General features: G+C 52.1%; 12 protein-coding genes and 2 pseudogenes. 10 read left to right on the top strand and 4 right to left on the bottom strand.

Annotation, left to right across the window (positions count from 1 at the left end; genetic code table 11):
* Nucleotides 1-7 precede the first annotated feature (7 nt).
* Nucleotides 8-706, bottom strand: coding sequence for a hypothetical protein (locus AC4PCC_RS11090; protein ID WP_492127412.1), 699 nt, complete (start codon nucleotides 704-706; stop codon nucleotides 8-10).
* A 249-nt stretch (nucleotides 707-955) separates the two neighbouring features.
* Here AC4PCC_RS11090 and AC4PCC_RS11085 point away from each other — a divergent pair, with 249 nt between their 5' ends.
* From AC4PCC_RS11085 to AC4PCC_RS11050, 8 genes and pseudogenes are all read left to right on the top strand, one after another.
* On the top strand, nucleotides 956-1,348 hold the full coding sequence (locus tag AC4PCC_RS11085; RefSeq protein WP_492127411.1) for a YgiW/YdeI family stress tolerance OB fold protein: 393 nt from the start codon (nucleotides 956-958) through the stop codon (nucleotides 1,346-1,348).
* A 417-nt stretch (nucleotides 1,349-1,765) separates the two neighbouring features.
* Nucleotides 1,766-1,909 (top strand): con-10 family general stress protein, encoded by a 144-nt coding sequence (locus tag AC4PCC_RS11080; protein ID WP_067701999.1) that lies wholly within the window; start codon nucleotides 1,766-1,768, stop codon nucleotides 1,907-1,909.
* Nucleotides 1,910-2,491: 582 nt separating this feature from the next.
* Nucleotides 2,492-5,377, top strand: a complete 2,886-nt coding sequence (locus AC4PCC_RS11075) for a M66 family metalloprotease (protein ID WP_492127410.1) — start codon at nucleotides 2,492-2,494, stop codon at nucleotides 5,375-5,377.
* A 254-nt stretch (nucleotides 5,378-5,631) separates the two neighbouring features.
* Nucleotides 5,632-6,657, top strand: a complete 1,026-nt coding sequence (locus AC4PCC_RS11070; RefSeq protein WP_492127409.1) for a methionine ABC transporter ATP-binding protein — start codon at nucleotides 5,632-5,634, stop codon at nucleotides 6,655-6,657.
* A complete protein-coding gene (locus tag AC4PCC_RS11065; RefSeq protein WP_345831494.1) occupies nucleotides 6,650-7,318 on the top strand; it encodes a methionine ABC transporter permease in 669 nt (222 codons plus the stop codon). The genes AC4PCC_RS11070 and AC4PCC_RS11065 overlap by 8 nt, the downstream gene beginning before the upstream one ends.
* Before the next feature lie 16 nt (nucleotides 7,319-7,334).
* The gene (locus AC4PCC_RS11060; protein ID WP_067701985.1) at nucleotides 7,335-8,147 is read left to right on the top strand and encodes a MetQ/NlpA family ABC transporter substrate-binding protein; all 813 of its coding nucleotides are present in this window, start codon (nucleotides 7,335-7,337) and stop codon (nucleotides 8,145-8,147) included.
* Nucleotides 8,148-9,143: 996 nt separating this feature from the next.
* Nucleotides 9,144-9,473 (top strand): annotated as a pseudogene (locus tag AC4PCC_RS11055) (ABC transporter permease); the annotation flags it as partial.
* A 160-nt stretch (nucleotides 9,474-9,633) separates the two neighbouring features.
* Nucleotides 9,634-10,164, top strand: a complete 531-nt coding sequence (locus AC4PCC_RS11050; RefSeq protein ID WP_492127408.1) for a colicin immunity protein — start codon at nucleotides 9,634-9,636, stop codon at nucleotides 10,162-10,164.
* Nucleotides 10,165-10,180: 16 nt separating this feature from the next.
* Here the strand turns inward: AC4PCC_RS11050 and AC4PCC_RS11045 are convergent, their stop codons facing one another.
* Together AC4PCC_RS11045 and AC4PCC_RS11040 are read right to left on the bottom strand one after the other, a co-directional pair.
* Nucleotides 10,181-11,425: an MAP7 domain-containing protein gene (locus tag AC4PCC_RS11045; RefSeq protein WP_492127407.1), complete on the bottom strand. Its 1,245-nt coding sequence runs from the start codon at nucleotides 11,423-11,425 to the stop codon at nucleotides 10,181-10,183.
* A gap of 366 nt (nucleotides 11,426-11,791) precedes the next feature.
* Nucleotides 11,792-12,310, bottom strand: a complete 519-nt coding sequence (locus tag AC4PCC_RS11040; protein WP_067701968.1) for a GNAT family N-acetyltransferase — start codon at nucleotides 12,308-12,310, stop codon at nucleotides 11,792-11,794.
* A gap of 329 nt (nucleotides 12,311-12,639) precedes the next feature.
* Here AC4PCC_RS11040 and AC4PCC_RS11035 point away from each other — a divergent pair, with 329 nt between their 5' ends.
* On the top strand, nucleotides 12,640-13,623 hold the full coding sequence (locus tag AC4PCC_RS11035; protein WP_492127406.1) for an MsnO8 family LLM class oxidoreductase: 984 nt from the start codon (nucleotides 12,640-12,642) through the stop codon (nucleotides 13,621-13,623).
* 9 nt (nucleotides 13,624-13,632) lie between these two features.
* On the top strand, nucleotides 13,633-14,976 hold the full coding sequence (locus tag AC4PCC_RS11030) for an LLM class flavin-dependent oxidoreductase (RefSeq protein WP_492127405.1): 1,344 nt from the start codon (nucleotides 13,633-13,635) through the stop codon (nucleotides 14,974-14,976).
* A gap of 64 nt (nucleotides 14,977-15,040) precedes the next feature.
* On the opposite strand, the pseudogene AC4PCC_RS11025 reads toward AC4PCC_RS11030, so the two are convergent.
* Nucleotides 15,041-15,157, bottom strand: a pseudogene (locus AC4PCC_RS11025) (sulfonate ABC transporter substrate-binding protein); the annotation flags it as partial.
* Nucleotides 15,158-15,260: the final 103 nt, after the last annotated feature.

Below are 15,260 nucleotides of genomic sequence, written 5' to 3'. Positions count from 1 at the left end.
TAAGCGCTTACTCCTGGGAGGATGTCTCCCCATAAGCATCAATAATCTGCTGCGTGGAGGCGGCTTCAGCCGCTGAGGTCGTACTATTCTCAGTTGCAGAGGGAGAACTTTGCTGCGCCGCAGCGGCAGCGGTCGTGGTGGTCTGCTGCGCTGCGGTTGCCGCAGGCTGAGCGGTCGTGGTGGTCTGCTGCGTAGCGGTTGCCGCGGGCTGAGCGGTCGCGGTGGTCTGCTGCGCTGCGGTTGCCGTGGGCTGAGCGGTTGCGGTGCTCTGCTGCGCTACCGCTGGCGCAGCCGGTTTTTCAGGCGCTGGAGGGAGCGGCGTTTCGCCCCGATCGGTAAAGGAGGGCTTATTCCGGGTGACCGAATAGGCAACATGCCTGACCTCACCCTTCTTCGAAACGACGGTGATAGGATCGATAGTCACGCGACCATAGCCGAACAGCGTACGAACATAGCCGCCCACTTTATGTTTCCCGTCGGGAATATGTAGGGCTTTACTCTCACCGCGGGTCAGCATGCCTCCCTCATTGCCGTCAATGGTCACAAATACCGAGGAACCATCATCGGCTTTGGTGGTTAAGTGTGAAACATCTATCTGGGAAGGACCGGAGAAGAAATCGGGTGGAGGCCCACCGGCCTGATTTTTAGCACATCCGGTGAGCGTTATGGCGGCCACAGCGGCGGCCAGGGTGAAACGATAAATCATAGTACCTCGTTATCCACTACGGCTTAGGACCTCCTATAGTACTGCTACGGCATCGGCATAAACAGTCACTTACCGTTAGGGTTCATCTTAAAATTGTTAGCATTTGGTAAAAGCGACGATCGCAGATTCATCGATATCATGCGTAATTATGCAGCAGTTGCGGGGGGGATATTACTCAAACCCCCAACGGTGTGCCAGGATGAATAACACAACGTTGCTTGAGATAGCCTGTAACATTAAGGAGATAAGATGAAAAAAATCCTGACGCTGGCAGCCCTGCTGGCTTTTAGCTTGAATGTAATGGCCGATGACGGGGGATTTAAAGGGGGAGAGGCACCACCACCGCCGCAGAAGAAGGATGCCGGGTATAAAGGCACCGAGGACACAACCGAAAGTCAGATCAGTGGCATTCGCGATCTCAGGGATGGGGCGTGGGTAACGCTGGAGGGGAATTTGATCAAGCAAACCGGGCGCGATACGTTTATTTTTCGCGATAAGTCCGGCACCATTGATGTCACCGTTCCTCATGCTGCATGGAAGGGGCGAAAATATGGTGCTGATGACCAGGTTCGCATCAGCGGCTACGTTAAAGGGCGTGGGCAGCATACGCGCGTAGAAGCGAAACAGGTTTCTGAGCCGTAACTCATGCCCGAATACGGTCGTTATCGCAGACCGGATGCGCCCCGGCAGTGATATCGAATCGCTGCCGCGGGGCGTATCGAAAGCCACCCATGATAAATGTTATTTTCCGCTATCCTTATCATCATTTTATTTATTGCGGACGGTTACATATAGCGACTGATAAATAAAAGGATTTCCTGAATTAATTCAGACAAGGGTTTTTTTCTTACATTCAGATATTCACCTGTATGATGTAATTTATAAGCTAATCATGAAGATAAGAATATTTATTATTTTGTGATTGATGTCGCACCCCATTCTTGCAAAGGCCCCGCAGCCTGCTAGCCTTATAAAGGCAAGAGGCCTGCTGGGGTGGCTTCCATTTTTAACAGGATTGTATTCCAGCAGGATATCTTTTAACACGAAGAGGAATTTTGTATGACTCAGCATCGTGAAAACGAAGATCGTGAAAAAGCATCAGACGCAGGTAAAAAGGGCGGCCAGGGCAGCGGCGCTGGCAACTTCAAGAATGATCGAGAAAAAGCTTCTGAAGCTGGAAAAAAAGGCGGATCAAAGAAATAATTTTCTTACCGACTTTAGGTAGGTAAAATTAATTCATCGCGTTACGCCTGCCGCCGTCATAGTATTCGCTATGGCGGCGGTAATTATTTCTGTCCATACAGAATGATCCCCCTCCGCTACGGATTTCTTCTCATATTTACTTTTCCCATGCACAACATTATTTAATTCTCAGGCAACTAATTTGATATTGACTTCACCCGCGAGGCTATTGAATGCGGATGGCAGATAACCTATGCTCAAATCCTTATGTGGGGGTGGCGAACAGGCTGCCTTAAGGTTATGCCATCTGTCCAGGTAGAGAATTCTATGAATATAATAAATGCTTTATCTGCTATTCCTGAAGTTTGCTTTAACACTAATCCGGTAAATGATGATCTTAATGGTGAACTTGTAGCAAACATTTTATTTGTGCAGAATAGTATTATCCCGCAAGGCAGGCATATCGCAGGGGATATTCAACCGCATTTAACGGCTAACCGTAAAACGATGGTGTTATTTAAGCCAGCGCCGGGTTCTGGAAATAATCCTTCAGTCGTTATGCGTGTGGAAAATGCTGCGGGCTCAGTGGTTGGGCGCTATACAATGCTTACACCGGAAAAGCTAACCCGGCCCGTGGCACTGGACGGGATTATCTACGGCGAAGGATTCTGGTCAGCTATATTACCTGCAACGCTGATTGAGCCGGGGATAAAACTTGAATTTGAGCATAATGGCAAGATGGGCAGCCTGCATGATATTACTGTGGGCGCGCCGTCTGAACTCATTATTCATACCATTGATTTAGGCATGTTGACCCCTTTTCGTGGGCATTTTACTTTTCAGTCTGTATCTGAGTATCACCGACAATATTTTCATCAAATACCGGTAAAAAAATTAGTGGTCTCACGTTACGAGCCTCAGTATTTCACTGAGGTTATGTTGCCAGATGGGCGTTTATTAAAAGATTATGACCCCAGCACCGGCGGCATCTACGATGGCACCATGCGGCAACGTATAGGCAAAGAACTGATCTCACTGGGTATTGATAATGCTAATTATGGTATCAATTCCTCTAAAGGAACCGGCGAAGACAGTCATCCTTATAGCGTTGCGCAGCTGGCGGCGCATAACTCCGTCGGAAAATATGTTAACGGAATAATTGTTCATGGATTGTCTGGCGGCGGTGGGATTGTTACCCTTGAAGACAGCGTGGGTAATGAATTCAGTCATGAGGTAGGTCATAATTTTGGTCTGGGCCATTACGAAGGTGATTTTGCAGGTTCGATTCATAATCGCCCCTCTGAAGTAAATTCCTGCTGGGGGTGGGACAGCGATAATAACGCATTTATTCCTAACGTTGAAAACGCGGTAACAAACCTGCCAACCTGTCAGGAGGGTATTTGTGCTGCACCCTTTGAGGGCCATAGTTTTGGGCGTGATGCCATGGCCGGTGGTAAACCTCTTTATAAAGATGCAAATAACTTCACACTTTATACCCCTTACGTACTGAATAAGGCCCAGATTTTCCTGGAAAATAAAGCTGTTTTTGATGCCGCGTCACCTACCGGGTTTAAAAAGTGGAACGCGACCGACAGAGCAATGGTTCCGTGGATAAATACCATATTGTCTGACCCGGCCAGCGGTCGTGAAGTTAAGATCCCCTTTAAACAGGGTGTTTCCGTAGTTACCCTGGTGGGCTATTATGATCCCTTTCAGATTATGACCAGCTATATGTATCCTCCACTTCACGGATCCTATGGTATGGTTTATCCCTCAGATGGAGAGACATCAAATCAGTGTTATATTGAAGTGCAAACCCAGGGCAACGGTAACTGGTATTTCAGGTTAGCCTATATCAGGTTTGGTGCTGAAGTAATGAATAAGTTTCATATAAATTTTGAGGCGCGGCTTAATCCGGTTAGGGCAACCCTTTTTATAAAAGGGAAGAGTGTAGCCTCAATGGATATCGGGCAGGCTACTGAAAGGAGTCTCTATACCATCAATGGCCATGAATTCAATAATGGCTATCCCGCCACGCTCTTAAACGCCTCCGCTGAGAGTGGCGATCTCTCTGGATGGACGCTGGATAAAGGGCAATTCAGGGTAGTTACCGGGCAGGATAATATTCTGGCGGCTGAGGGAGATTCCTTTTTTACCGCGCGTAGCGGCGGCTACTGGCCCGATAATAACGATCGTATGAGCCAGCAGGTGGCGCTTGATACTGTCATGGTTTCATCAGGTAAAACCGTAGCAACCCTGACATTTAAATCTAACGGGTGGGGAGACGGTGATTATGGCGAAGTGTGGCTGATTGCCAGGAATCGGTCTGGTATTGAGGTAGGCAGAACTTCCATCCTTTCCATTCATGCTAAAGGAGAGTGGACGGATAACCGCGTTTCACTGGAGTTGCCGATCGGTGCCGCTACGCTAATCGTTGAGGTTAATGCGTACAGACTCTCCGGAACGACCTCTGATGTCCACTTCGATCAGTTTGAACTGAACGTTGAGAGAGTCCTTCCCGCCGCACTACAAAACCCCTCAGCTGAGACGGGGAACCTGAATGGCTGGAAACGGGAAAAAGGGGAGTTTCGCACGATCGCTATGCAGGATGATATCCATGCGGCAGATGGAAACTACTTTTTCACCGGGCGCAATGGCGGCGACTATCCCGATAATCACGACCGGATAAGCCAGGAGGTGGCGCTTGATACCGTCATGGTCTCAGCGGGTAAAGCCCTGGCGACCCTCAGATTTCAATCTAACGGGTGGGGAGATGGGGATTATGGTGAGGTGTGGCTGATAGCAAGGGACCAAAGAGGCGTAGAGGTCAGCAAAACCTCTATCCGTTCGGTCCATAACCTCCATAAGTGGACGGATAACCGCGTTTCACTGGAGTTGCCGATCGGTGCCGCTACGCTAATCGTTGAGGTTAATGCGTACAGATTCTCCGGAACGACCTCTGATGTCCACTTCGATCAGTTTGAACTGAACGTTGAGAGAGTCCTTCCCACCGCATTACAAAACCCCTCAGCTGAAACGGGGAATCTGAATGGCTGGAAACGGGAAAAAGGACAGTTTCGGGCGATTGTCACCCAGGATGATATCTATTCGGTGGACGGAAACTACTTTTTCACCGGGCGTAACGGTGGCAGCTATCCCGATAACAACGATCGGATAAGCCAGGAGGTAGCGCTTGATGCTGACGTGGTCTCAACAGGTAAAGCCGTAGCAACTCTCAGGTTTCAATCTAACGGGTGGGGGGATGGGGATTATGGTGAGGTGTGGCTGATAGCAAGGGACCAAAGAGGCGTGGAGGTCAGCAGAACCTATACCCGTTCGATTCATAACCCCCGTAAGTGGACGGATAACCGTGTTTCACTGGATTTACCCATTAATACCGCGACGCTGGGGATTGAGGTGAATGCGTTCAGACTGTCCGGCACCACGTCAGACGTTCACTTCGATAACTTCATACTGAACGTCAAATAACACCCGCATAACTGCACCAATAGCTGGATGTACCAGCCTGCCCACCGCCTCAGGGCAGGCTATAATTCCCCGCAGTAAGCAGAGCGCAACCCTTATTCAATTTCGTTATAACTCATTTCCTAATGGTCCTTTTCACCCTCAATAGTCACCTCTACTATCGCGAGGACATTAGCCCAGACAATAATGTATTCATTTTAATCAGTTTACTTAATTGGTCGTCGATTTTTGTACATAACAACAGCAGGCTCCACCCGATGATAGTTTTGCGCAACGTTTCCAGGATTTTCAACACCAGCGCCGGTCCGGTCACCGCGGTTGACGATGTCAGCCTTGAGGTAGGACAGGGACAAATATATGGCATTATCGGCTACAGCGGCGCAGGCAAAAGCACGCTCATTCGCCTGCTTAACGGGCTGGAAAAGCCCACCGCCGGCAGCGTGACGATTGCCGGGCAGAATATTGCGACGACAAACGGCGAAGCCCTGCGCGCGGCAAGGCTAAAAATCAGCATGGTGTTCCAACATTTTAACCTGCTGTGGTCACGTACCGTCAGTGAGAATATTGCGTTTTCCCTGCAAATTGCCGGGGCCCCTAAGGCCCAGATACAGGCGCGGGTAAAAGAGCTGATTGAGCTGGTGGGACTGGCTGGCAAAGAGAATACCTATCCGTCAAAGCTCAGCGGCGGCCAGAAGCAGCGTGTGGGCATCGCCCGCGCGCTGGCGAATAACCCGGAAGTTCTGCTCTGCGACGAGGCGACATCAGCCCTTGACCCGCAGACCACCGATGCCATTCTTGAATTGCTGCTGGATATTAATCGCAAACTTCAGCTCACCATCGTGCTGATCACCCACGAAATGTATGTGGTTCGCAAAATCTGTCATCGGGTTGCGGTGATGGAGGAAGGCAGAATTGTGGAGGAGGGCGAGGTGCTGTCGGTGTTTACGCATCCGCAGAAGTCTATTACCCGCCAGTTTGTGAAGCAAACCACGGAATACAGCAGCGCCGATACGCCCTTTAACGCCGCACTGGTTGATGGCGACGCGGGCAGCGTACTGAAGCTGACCTTTGTCGGGCAGAATACCAGCCAGCCCATCGTGGGCGAGCTGACGCTGAAATACGCGCTGCCGTTCAATATCCTGCATGGAAAAATGACCCAAACCGCCCACGGCACCTTCGGTGAGCTGTGGCTACAGGTCCCGGCCAGCGGTGCTCAGCTGGAGAATATACTGGCCGATCTGCATGCCCGCGCCGTCACGACCGAGGTAGTCAATCATGATTGAGACACTTTTTCCGCATTTGAAGCTGGATCAGCTCTGGTCAGCAACCTGCGAAACGCTTTATATGACTGCACTCTCAGGCGTTGCAACCTTTGTGCTGGGGCTGCTGCTGGGGCTGGTGCTGTTTCTGACTGCGCGCGGCGGGCTGTATCAGAATCGCGTGCTCTATTCGGTCATTTCGATTCTGGTCAACGTGTTCCGTTCTATCCCCTTTATCATTCTGATCGTACTGCTGATCCCCTTCACCAAAACGCTAATCGGCACCATTCTGGGCGCGAATGCGGCACTTCCGGCGCTGATCGTCGGCGCGGCGCCTTTCTATGCCCGGCTGGTGGAGATCGCCCTGCGTGAGGTAGACCGTGGCGTGATTGAAGCCACGCGTTCAATGGGCGCGCGACTGAGTACGCTGGTGTTCCGCGTTCTGCTGCCTGAATCCTCTCCTGCGCTGGTTTCCGGTATTACGGTCACCCTGATAGCGCTGGTCAGCTACAGCGCGATGGCGGGGGTGATTGGCGCGGGTGGCCTGGGTAATCTGGCCTACCTTGAAGGTTTCCAGCGTAACCACAGTGACGTCACGCTGGTGGCAACGGTGATGATTCTGGTGATTGTTTTTATCATCCAGTTTTTAGGTGATGTCATTACTACACGGCTCGACAAACGTTAACGTTAAGGATGGAATAATGAAAAAAACACTGACGCTGCTGGCTGCGGCCACCCTGGGCGCGCTGAGTCTGAGCGCGTGGGCAGATACCCTGACCGTGGGCGCTTCCAATGTCCCGCACGCGGAAATCCTGGAGCAGGCAAAACCGATTCTGGCTAAGCAGGGTATCGACCTTGAGATCAAGCCTTTCCAGGATTACATCCTGCCGAACACGGCGCTGGCCAGCCACGACATTGATGCGAACTACTTTCAGCACGTTCCCTACCTGAACAGCGTGCTGAAAGATCATGCGGGCGATAAAAGCTATGACTTTGTCAGCGCGGGCGCCATTCATATCGAACCGATTGGCATCTACTCCAAAAAGTATAAGTCGCTGAAGGATCTGCCGCAGAATGGCAAAGTGATCATGCGTGACGCCGTAGCCGAAGAGGGGCGTATTCTCTCGATTTTCGAAAAGGCCGGCGTGATTAAGCTTAAGCCAGGCGTCAGCAAAGTGGATGCGCGCATCAGTGATATTGTGGACAACCCTAAGCATCTGCAATTCCTCGCAAACGTTGAGGGCGCACTGCTGCCGCAGATGTATAACAACGATGAAGGTGACGCGGTAGTGATTAACGCGAACTACGCGATTGATGCGGGTCTGGATCCGGTTAAAGATCCGATTGCGGTTGAGAGCGGCGAGAATAACCCGTATGCCAATATCATCACCGTGCATCGCGGTGATGAGAATAAGCCAGACATTAAAGCACTGGTTACCGTTCTGCACTCTAAATCAATTCAGGACTGGATCCGCACCAAATATAAAGGCGCGGTTATTCCCGTTAATAACTGATGCCACAGGCCGGGAAACCGGCCTTTTTTATCTTATACGTGCCACTGCAACCACTACATGCCCGCTAATTCAACCTCAGGCGCATGAAAACTTAAGTTAAATCGCCTGTGTTAGATTTAAATATCTCATAAATTTCTCTAAAGATAACCTTACTTCAACCGATAATCCTTGCAGGTCCATTAAAGCGCAGTAGCGCATAAGGAGAAGTCATATGGTAGGTCTGGTTAACCTCCCGCACACCTGTCCAAAGTGTAAAAAAATTACTGCATATACAGCTGGCGAGCTTCAGATTTTGTTTGGGTTGAGAACTGTACCTACCGGTGCAACGAATCAGAGCTGGTGCAGGGGTTGTCGTGCAGGCAACTAAGTCAATTTACTGTGAAAAATATAAGTCGCCGGTGTTGCCTTAAATACTCAAATCGAGGATATCCGTGGAAAAATTTAGAGGTATCAATTTTACTTTATACACATTCAGAATTTGCGCTGAACAAAACGAGATCGTGACGTGCAGTAATTGCCGTGAAACAGTATCTTATAATACTATTGTAGATAAAATAGACGATCCTGGTGATTTAGTAGCCTGTCCATATTGTGGGTATTTTGATTTTGATACAGACCACAGGCCATAAATCTATTTTTTAAAACAGGCCGCCAGTTAAGGCGGCTTTCTGTCATTATGGCAATGAAACATTACCTTGTATTATCTTGCAGATTAATAATCATCCGCTGTAGTTATAATGCATTCAAATAAATTGGGTTTAGTGCCGCTTCGATTTGCGCAATGGTCAGCCGGGGATCAAACAGCCCGGTCGAGAGATAGGTCAGGCCGCTGTCAGCCAGAATCACCACAATACGTTTGCCGGCGTTCTCCGGCCTGCGGCAATTTCACGCGCTGCAAAGAGCACCGCGCCGGAAGACTCCCCAACCAGAATACCGTCCGAAGTCGCCCTCGCAACGCTGCTGGGGAGAGTGCTTAACGGGCGGCTGTTCGACCCGCTGCGCAGGTCGGCACGCTGGCTGGTGGTGCTGGCCGTGCTGATTGCCCTGTGGGAAACGGTTACCGCCAAGCTGGCGCTGCTGCCCGCGCCTTTTTTCGCGCCGCCGCGTGCGCTGGTTGAGGCCTATGCCACCGACTGGCGACGGCTGGGGGACAGCGTGCTGAATTCGCTGCGGCTGCTGGCGGCAGGTTTTGTACTGGGCAGCCTGAGTGGCTTTATCACCGGCGTTGCCATCGGCTGGTCGCGTGGGCTGGGGTACTGGGTTCATCCGGTACTGCGCCTGCTGGGTCCGGTTCCCTCAACGGCGCTGCTGCCTCTGTCGCTCTATTCACGCTGCTGTTTACCCTGCGTGACCGGCTGCTATCATGGCAGCAGGGTGCGATGAAGTGGTGAGGGGATATCAGCAGGGTTGTTTGAGCGGTGTAATTACCTCCGGGATGGGTATATGATGAAAAAAAGGTGACCAGCACAGAGGCGAAGGAATCGCAATGCGGAGTATTGAAGAGGACAATAAATTAGCAAACAGGCTGTCCTATCTGTTTTTGTTGGCGGGTGTTATTCCGCTGGTAGTGATTTGGGCGATGGATTTGCATAACGCTGACTCCTTCATTCTGAAGGATATCGCAGCCAGAACCGCCGATCTTCCGGGATTAACATCTGCAAAAAATCCGCTGATGACTAAGGTCATGGATGTTTATTGCAAAACCGCGCCCATTTTGGCTTTTTTATGCTTTGCGTGTACGATAAAGATTCGCAAAGTGATTAAGAATGTTGACAGAGCGGCGCTTATACGCTCTTGTCTGCTCAGTCCATTTTTCTATGCATTTTGTTTTTATCTATTATTGTGCTGCGATCATGAACTGACCACCGCAGGGAGACCTCTCCGGCTGATGTCAGGGCATAATTCACTCTTACTGCTGGCGTATATTGGATTCTATTTTGTGATATTTATGTTGAGCTATGGCGTGCTTTTTATTCCTGTTATTGCTCGCAGGCTTTTAAAAGAAAGGCGGCAATGACCGCCTTTCTTTCCAGTTAATTTGCGGGGCGGATTATTTGCTGATTTAGTTTGTCAGCCACGTTGTCATCAATCAATGCTCCGACGATGGCAGCGAACATAATTCCTGATATTCCCACAGCTATCGCAGGAACGCCAGCATATAACAAAGCAAACCCAATTGTCGCTGAGAAAAAACCCAAGGCCAGACTGGCAGCTATCCCGCCCAGCACCCAGGACTCTACTTCCAGTATTAGCGGCCCCCAGTTTCCAGTTTCATATCCTTCGATACTTTTTTGCCTCACCTTCTCGACTTTCATCACTCTATCAGCAATTTTAAACGCTTTTCCGAGATTACTGAGTTTATTCGCCATATCCTGAGCATCTACATGCTTCCACGCATTAACAATCGCATCTTTGTCTGCTTTATTGATTTTCATCGCAGGGTTCGATGTGACTTTGCTCAGCGATGCCATCGCTTGATCGTAACTGCGAATATTTTTCCCCTGGAAGTTCTTTATATCATTCGCAATTTCGTTAGCCAGCGATTTATACTTATCTCCAAGATACTCACCCATTCGGTCACCTACATCAGCGATAAGCCCACTGGTTTTGCTCAGCGTCTCTCTTTCAGCACTGGCTTTCTCGGCCGCTTCCTTCTCACGCTGACGTGCCAGTTCTTCCTGCTCTTTTCTTACCCTGTCCTCTGCATCCTTTTGCTTTCGTGCATTATTAATCACCACCAGTTCAGCCTGTGCCAGCCACGTTGCCTGTTTCGCACGCACAATCCTCTGACCAGAATGGCCACTGTTTACCAGCGGTGCATTAGCGCTTATGATTTTATTCAGCGCGGCAATACGTGCATCGGAAGTATCACCTCTAAAGGAAATAGTAACGAGACCACCTGGATTTGAGCCTGCTTTCTTTCCATTATTTGTCGTCCCATTATTGTTGGGAATTAAACCGGGTGGTAGAGGACCGAGGTTCACTCCCACCCTGTATCCATCCACGGTGGGAACTGCTGGTGATAAAAGAGATACTTCGGCTATAATATCGCCGTTTCCATCGATATAATAGCCTGTGAACTCTTCTGGATTGATACCAAAAGAACGGGCAAGGGTATCACCTGCGGCTCGGGAGACTACACTGCTATTTCCCTTGTTATTATTGTGCGACCCATTATTTCCCTTGTTACCTCCGCTGTTACCACGTGGACTTTCTGAGCCTGGATTAGATGATGGGGCATCGACCGTTATAGTACCCTGATCATGGCTTTTGCTCATATTATTTTCCTTATCCTTAGGGTTTATAAGAGCTTGTAAATCTGTGGGGCTGCGTCCTTGAAGGTTCTGATGCTATCCCCAGAGAGTGATTTTCAACATATCATAACCGCACATTCCATTGTGATTTGGGAACTGACTCCTGTTATTTGAAAAATTAATAGCCTTTCCATCAATTTTGCAAAGCGAACATATTCAGGGTATCGCAGGATAATGTAGTCCATCTGTACTCTTGAAGCGCTCAGTGGTGATTTAAATAAATGCGATATTCACGCTGTCACCATTTACAGAGTACCAGCAGCAGCGGCAGCGATCGGAACAGCCAGACAGCGCGGAACGAACGGGATTATCGGACGACATCTCAGCTCCTTATGCACTCTGCTTCAGCGCGGACGGATGATACAGCGCTTTAGTAAAGGGCAGACGCCCGTCATAGGGCGGCAGGGAGTAACGTTCCGGATCGACGGAGGTATCAAACTGCGGCTGGTAGCCGTGGGACAGGTAGAGCCTGACCGCCTCCGGCTGGCGAAAGCCGGTGGTGAGAAACGCCTGCTGATAGCCCTGGAGTCGTGCCAGACGTTCCAGCTCGGCAAGCACCTTTTGCGCCAGCCCCTGGCGCCGCATAGAGCGATGCGTCCAGATGCGCTTAAGCTCGGCCGTGCGGGCGTCATAGCGTTTAAACGCCCCCATGGCGATCGGCGTCTCATGGCGCAGCAGGACGATAAAGGCACCCTCGGGTGGGGCGTACAGCCCCAGGGGCTCAACCTCTTCGGCCTGAGCCGCGAAATAATCACCGTAGCGCTGACGGTACTCCGCAAACAGCCCATCAAGCACCGGTTCAATCAGCGGATCGTCCGGACTGGTATGAATAAAGCGATCGTCAATCATCGGGTTCTCCCTGCTCAGTCGCCGAGGCCCGGCGGATTAATCTCAGAGTGGTCTATTTTCTCCACGCTCTCCTCCCAGCGATTCATCATTTTACTGTTTATCCGTATTTTCATTTTCCACTTTCCCTGCACTATTCTCCAGGGGGCGGATGAAGTAAAACAACAAAACTAAATAAACTAAGGGCGAAATAACAATAAGGGCTGATTAAAAACCACGGTGCTCCATTACCGGGAGGTTTGTGACAATAACGGAAAACCTAAGTCGGAATTAATATTTAATACCCGGCGGCTTATATGAAATTCTGATGCAAAACCGCGAGGAAGGCTGCCGTGAATTACCGACTGAGTTTATTAGATCAAAGCCCCATTGCTGAGGGAGAGCGTGCTGAACAGGCGCTCAGCACCACCCTGACGTTTGCGCTCGAGGCCGAGCGGCTGGGCTATCACCGTCTGTGGGTATCTGAACACCACGACAGCGATCGGGTGGCAGGCAGTTCGCCGGAGGTGCTGATCGCCTGGCTGCTGGCAAAAACCGCCCGGCTACGCATCGGCTCCGGCGGGGTGATGCTTCAGCACTACAGCCCCTACAAGGTGGCGGAGAATTTCCATCTGCTCGCGTCGCTGGCTCCCGATCGGGTGGATCTGGGCATCGGCAAGGCACCGGGCGGGCTGCCGCTTTCTACCCGGGCGCTTCAGGGCGCACGAGGGGAAAGCCGTGACGACTTCACCACGCAGCTCACCCGGCTGGACCAGTACCTGAATCAGGATGGGGCAAATGCTTCCGGGGACGAAGCCCGCGCGCTACCCGCCCCGGCCACCTCGCCGCAGCGGTTTCTGCTGGGGGCCAGTAAAGAGAGCGCACGTCTGGCCGCGTCCCTGGGCTGGAACTTTGTCTTTGCCGGTTTTATCAACCCCGACGAGGTCGCGATGACTGAAGCCGTGCTGGCTTACCATGAGTATGCCGGTGGCCGGGGTCAGGCACTGGTGAGCCTGGCGGCGCTGGCTGCCGATACCGAAGAAGAGGCGCGGGCACACGTGGCCGATCAGCATAACTTCCGCGTCACGTTGGGGGACAAACACGTCACCGTCGGTACGCGCGACCAGGCAGAGGCGTTTGTGCGTCAGGCGGGGGCCAGCGATTACCGCATTGATAAGCAGCCGCTGACCATTCTGCACGGCACCGCAGCACACATTCACGAAAAGCTGGCTGCCCTGCAGCAGCGGCTAAACATCTCCGAATTTATCCTGCACACGCCGCTGGCCGAAGCCAGCCAGCGTCTGCGTTCCATCGCCCTGCTGGCGGGCCAGCAGTAAGGAAATCTGATGAGCAACACGACCACGATTAAACTCGGACTGATGCTGCACGGCGCGGGCGGGCATATGAACGCCTGGCGTCACCCAAAGGCCCCGGTGGATGCCAGCGTTAACTTCCGCTACTTCACCGGGCTGGCGCAGCGTGCAGAGGAGGCGGGCTTCGATTTTCTCTTCGTCGCCGACGGCCTGCACATTAATGAGAAATCACTGCCGCATTTTCTGAACCGATTTGAGCCCATTACGCTGCTCTCCGCGCTGGCGTCGGTGACGCATAACATCGGCCTGGCGGGGACGGTTTCCACCTCCTACAGCGATCCCTTTACCGTCGCCCGCCAGCTGGCCACGCTCGATAATATCAGCGGCGGCCGGGCAGGCTGGAACGTAGTGACCTCGCCGCTGGAAGGGTCGGCGCGCAACTTTGGCAAGGCGCACCCGGATCACGCGCTGCGTTATAAAATTGCCGGGGAGTATATCAGCGTGGTGCAGGGGCTGTGGGACTCCTGGGAGGATGATGCCTTCATTCGCGACAGGCAGAGCGGCAGGTTTTTTGATGCGGCAAAGCTGCATAAGCTGAATCACCAGGGGGAGTATTTCTCGGTGGAAGGGCCGCTCAATATCCAGCGCTCCCCCCAGGGGCAGCCGGTTATTTTCCAGGCGGGCGCGTCAGAAACCGGCATTGCGCTGGCCGGCAAATCAGCGGATGCGGTGTTTACCAATGCCCGTACGCTGGAGGAGGCGCGGATCTATGCCGACAGGCTCCAGGCAGAAGTGGCGAAAAATGGGCGGGAGCCGGTGGGTATTTTTCCCGGCATCAGCCCGATCGTCGGGAAAACGGCAGAAGAGGCCGAGGCGAAATATCAGCATTTGCTTTCGCTGCTCTCGGCAGAGGACGTGCTGGCGTATCTGGGACGCTTCTTTGACCACCATGATTTCAGCCAGTATCCGCTGGACGGGCCGTTCCCGGATTTGGACGATCTGGGACAGAATACCTTCCGTTCGACCACCGACAGTATTAAACAGCGGGCGAAGGCGGAAGGGCTTACCCTGCGCCAGGTTGCCTTTGAAACCACGCTACCCAGGGGGGAGTTTTTCGGTACGCCAGAGCAGGTGGCTGAGACCTTTATTCGCTGGGTGGAGGAAGGGGGGGCCAGCGGCTTTATTATCAGTGGGCCGGTGCTGGTGGAGGCGCTGGAGGATATCACCCAGTTTGTCCTGCCGATCCTCGCCGCGCGCGGCTACTGGCAGCCATCAGACCAGACTACCCTGCGCGGGCGACTGTCGCTCCCCTTTAAAACCAGCCGCTATGCGACGACGGCGGAGCAGGCCAGACAGCCTGCGCGGGTGGAAGATTAAGGCATCTTCACTGCTGTGACCACAGGTGCAGGTGGGCAGCCGCGGCCGCCCACCTGCACAGGCGTTATTTCCTGTCGAGCGACCAGGTCGCGCTGCTGACGTCCACTTTCACCGGCAGCAGGCCGATTTGGGTGAACTTATCGGCCAGCTTCTGCTGCTCCTGAAACACGGCGGGGGTCATGCTGACGAAAATAACTAACCTTAGCCCAGCGGCGAAAATGCGGGCATGGCCCGGACCCGCGGGCGATTATCGCTAAGGCTTATCACCGAAGCCCGGACCCGCG

It is taken from the genome of Erwinia sp. L03-1, assembly GCF_058686115.1.
Note: the sequence above shows the minus strand (reverse complement) of the source record. Positions and strands in the feature narration are given on the sequence as shown.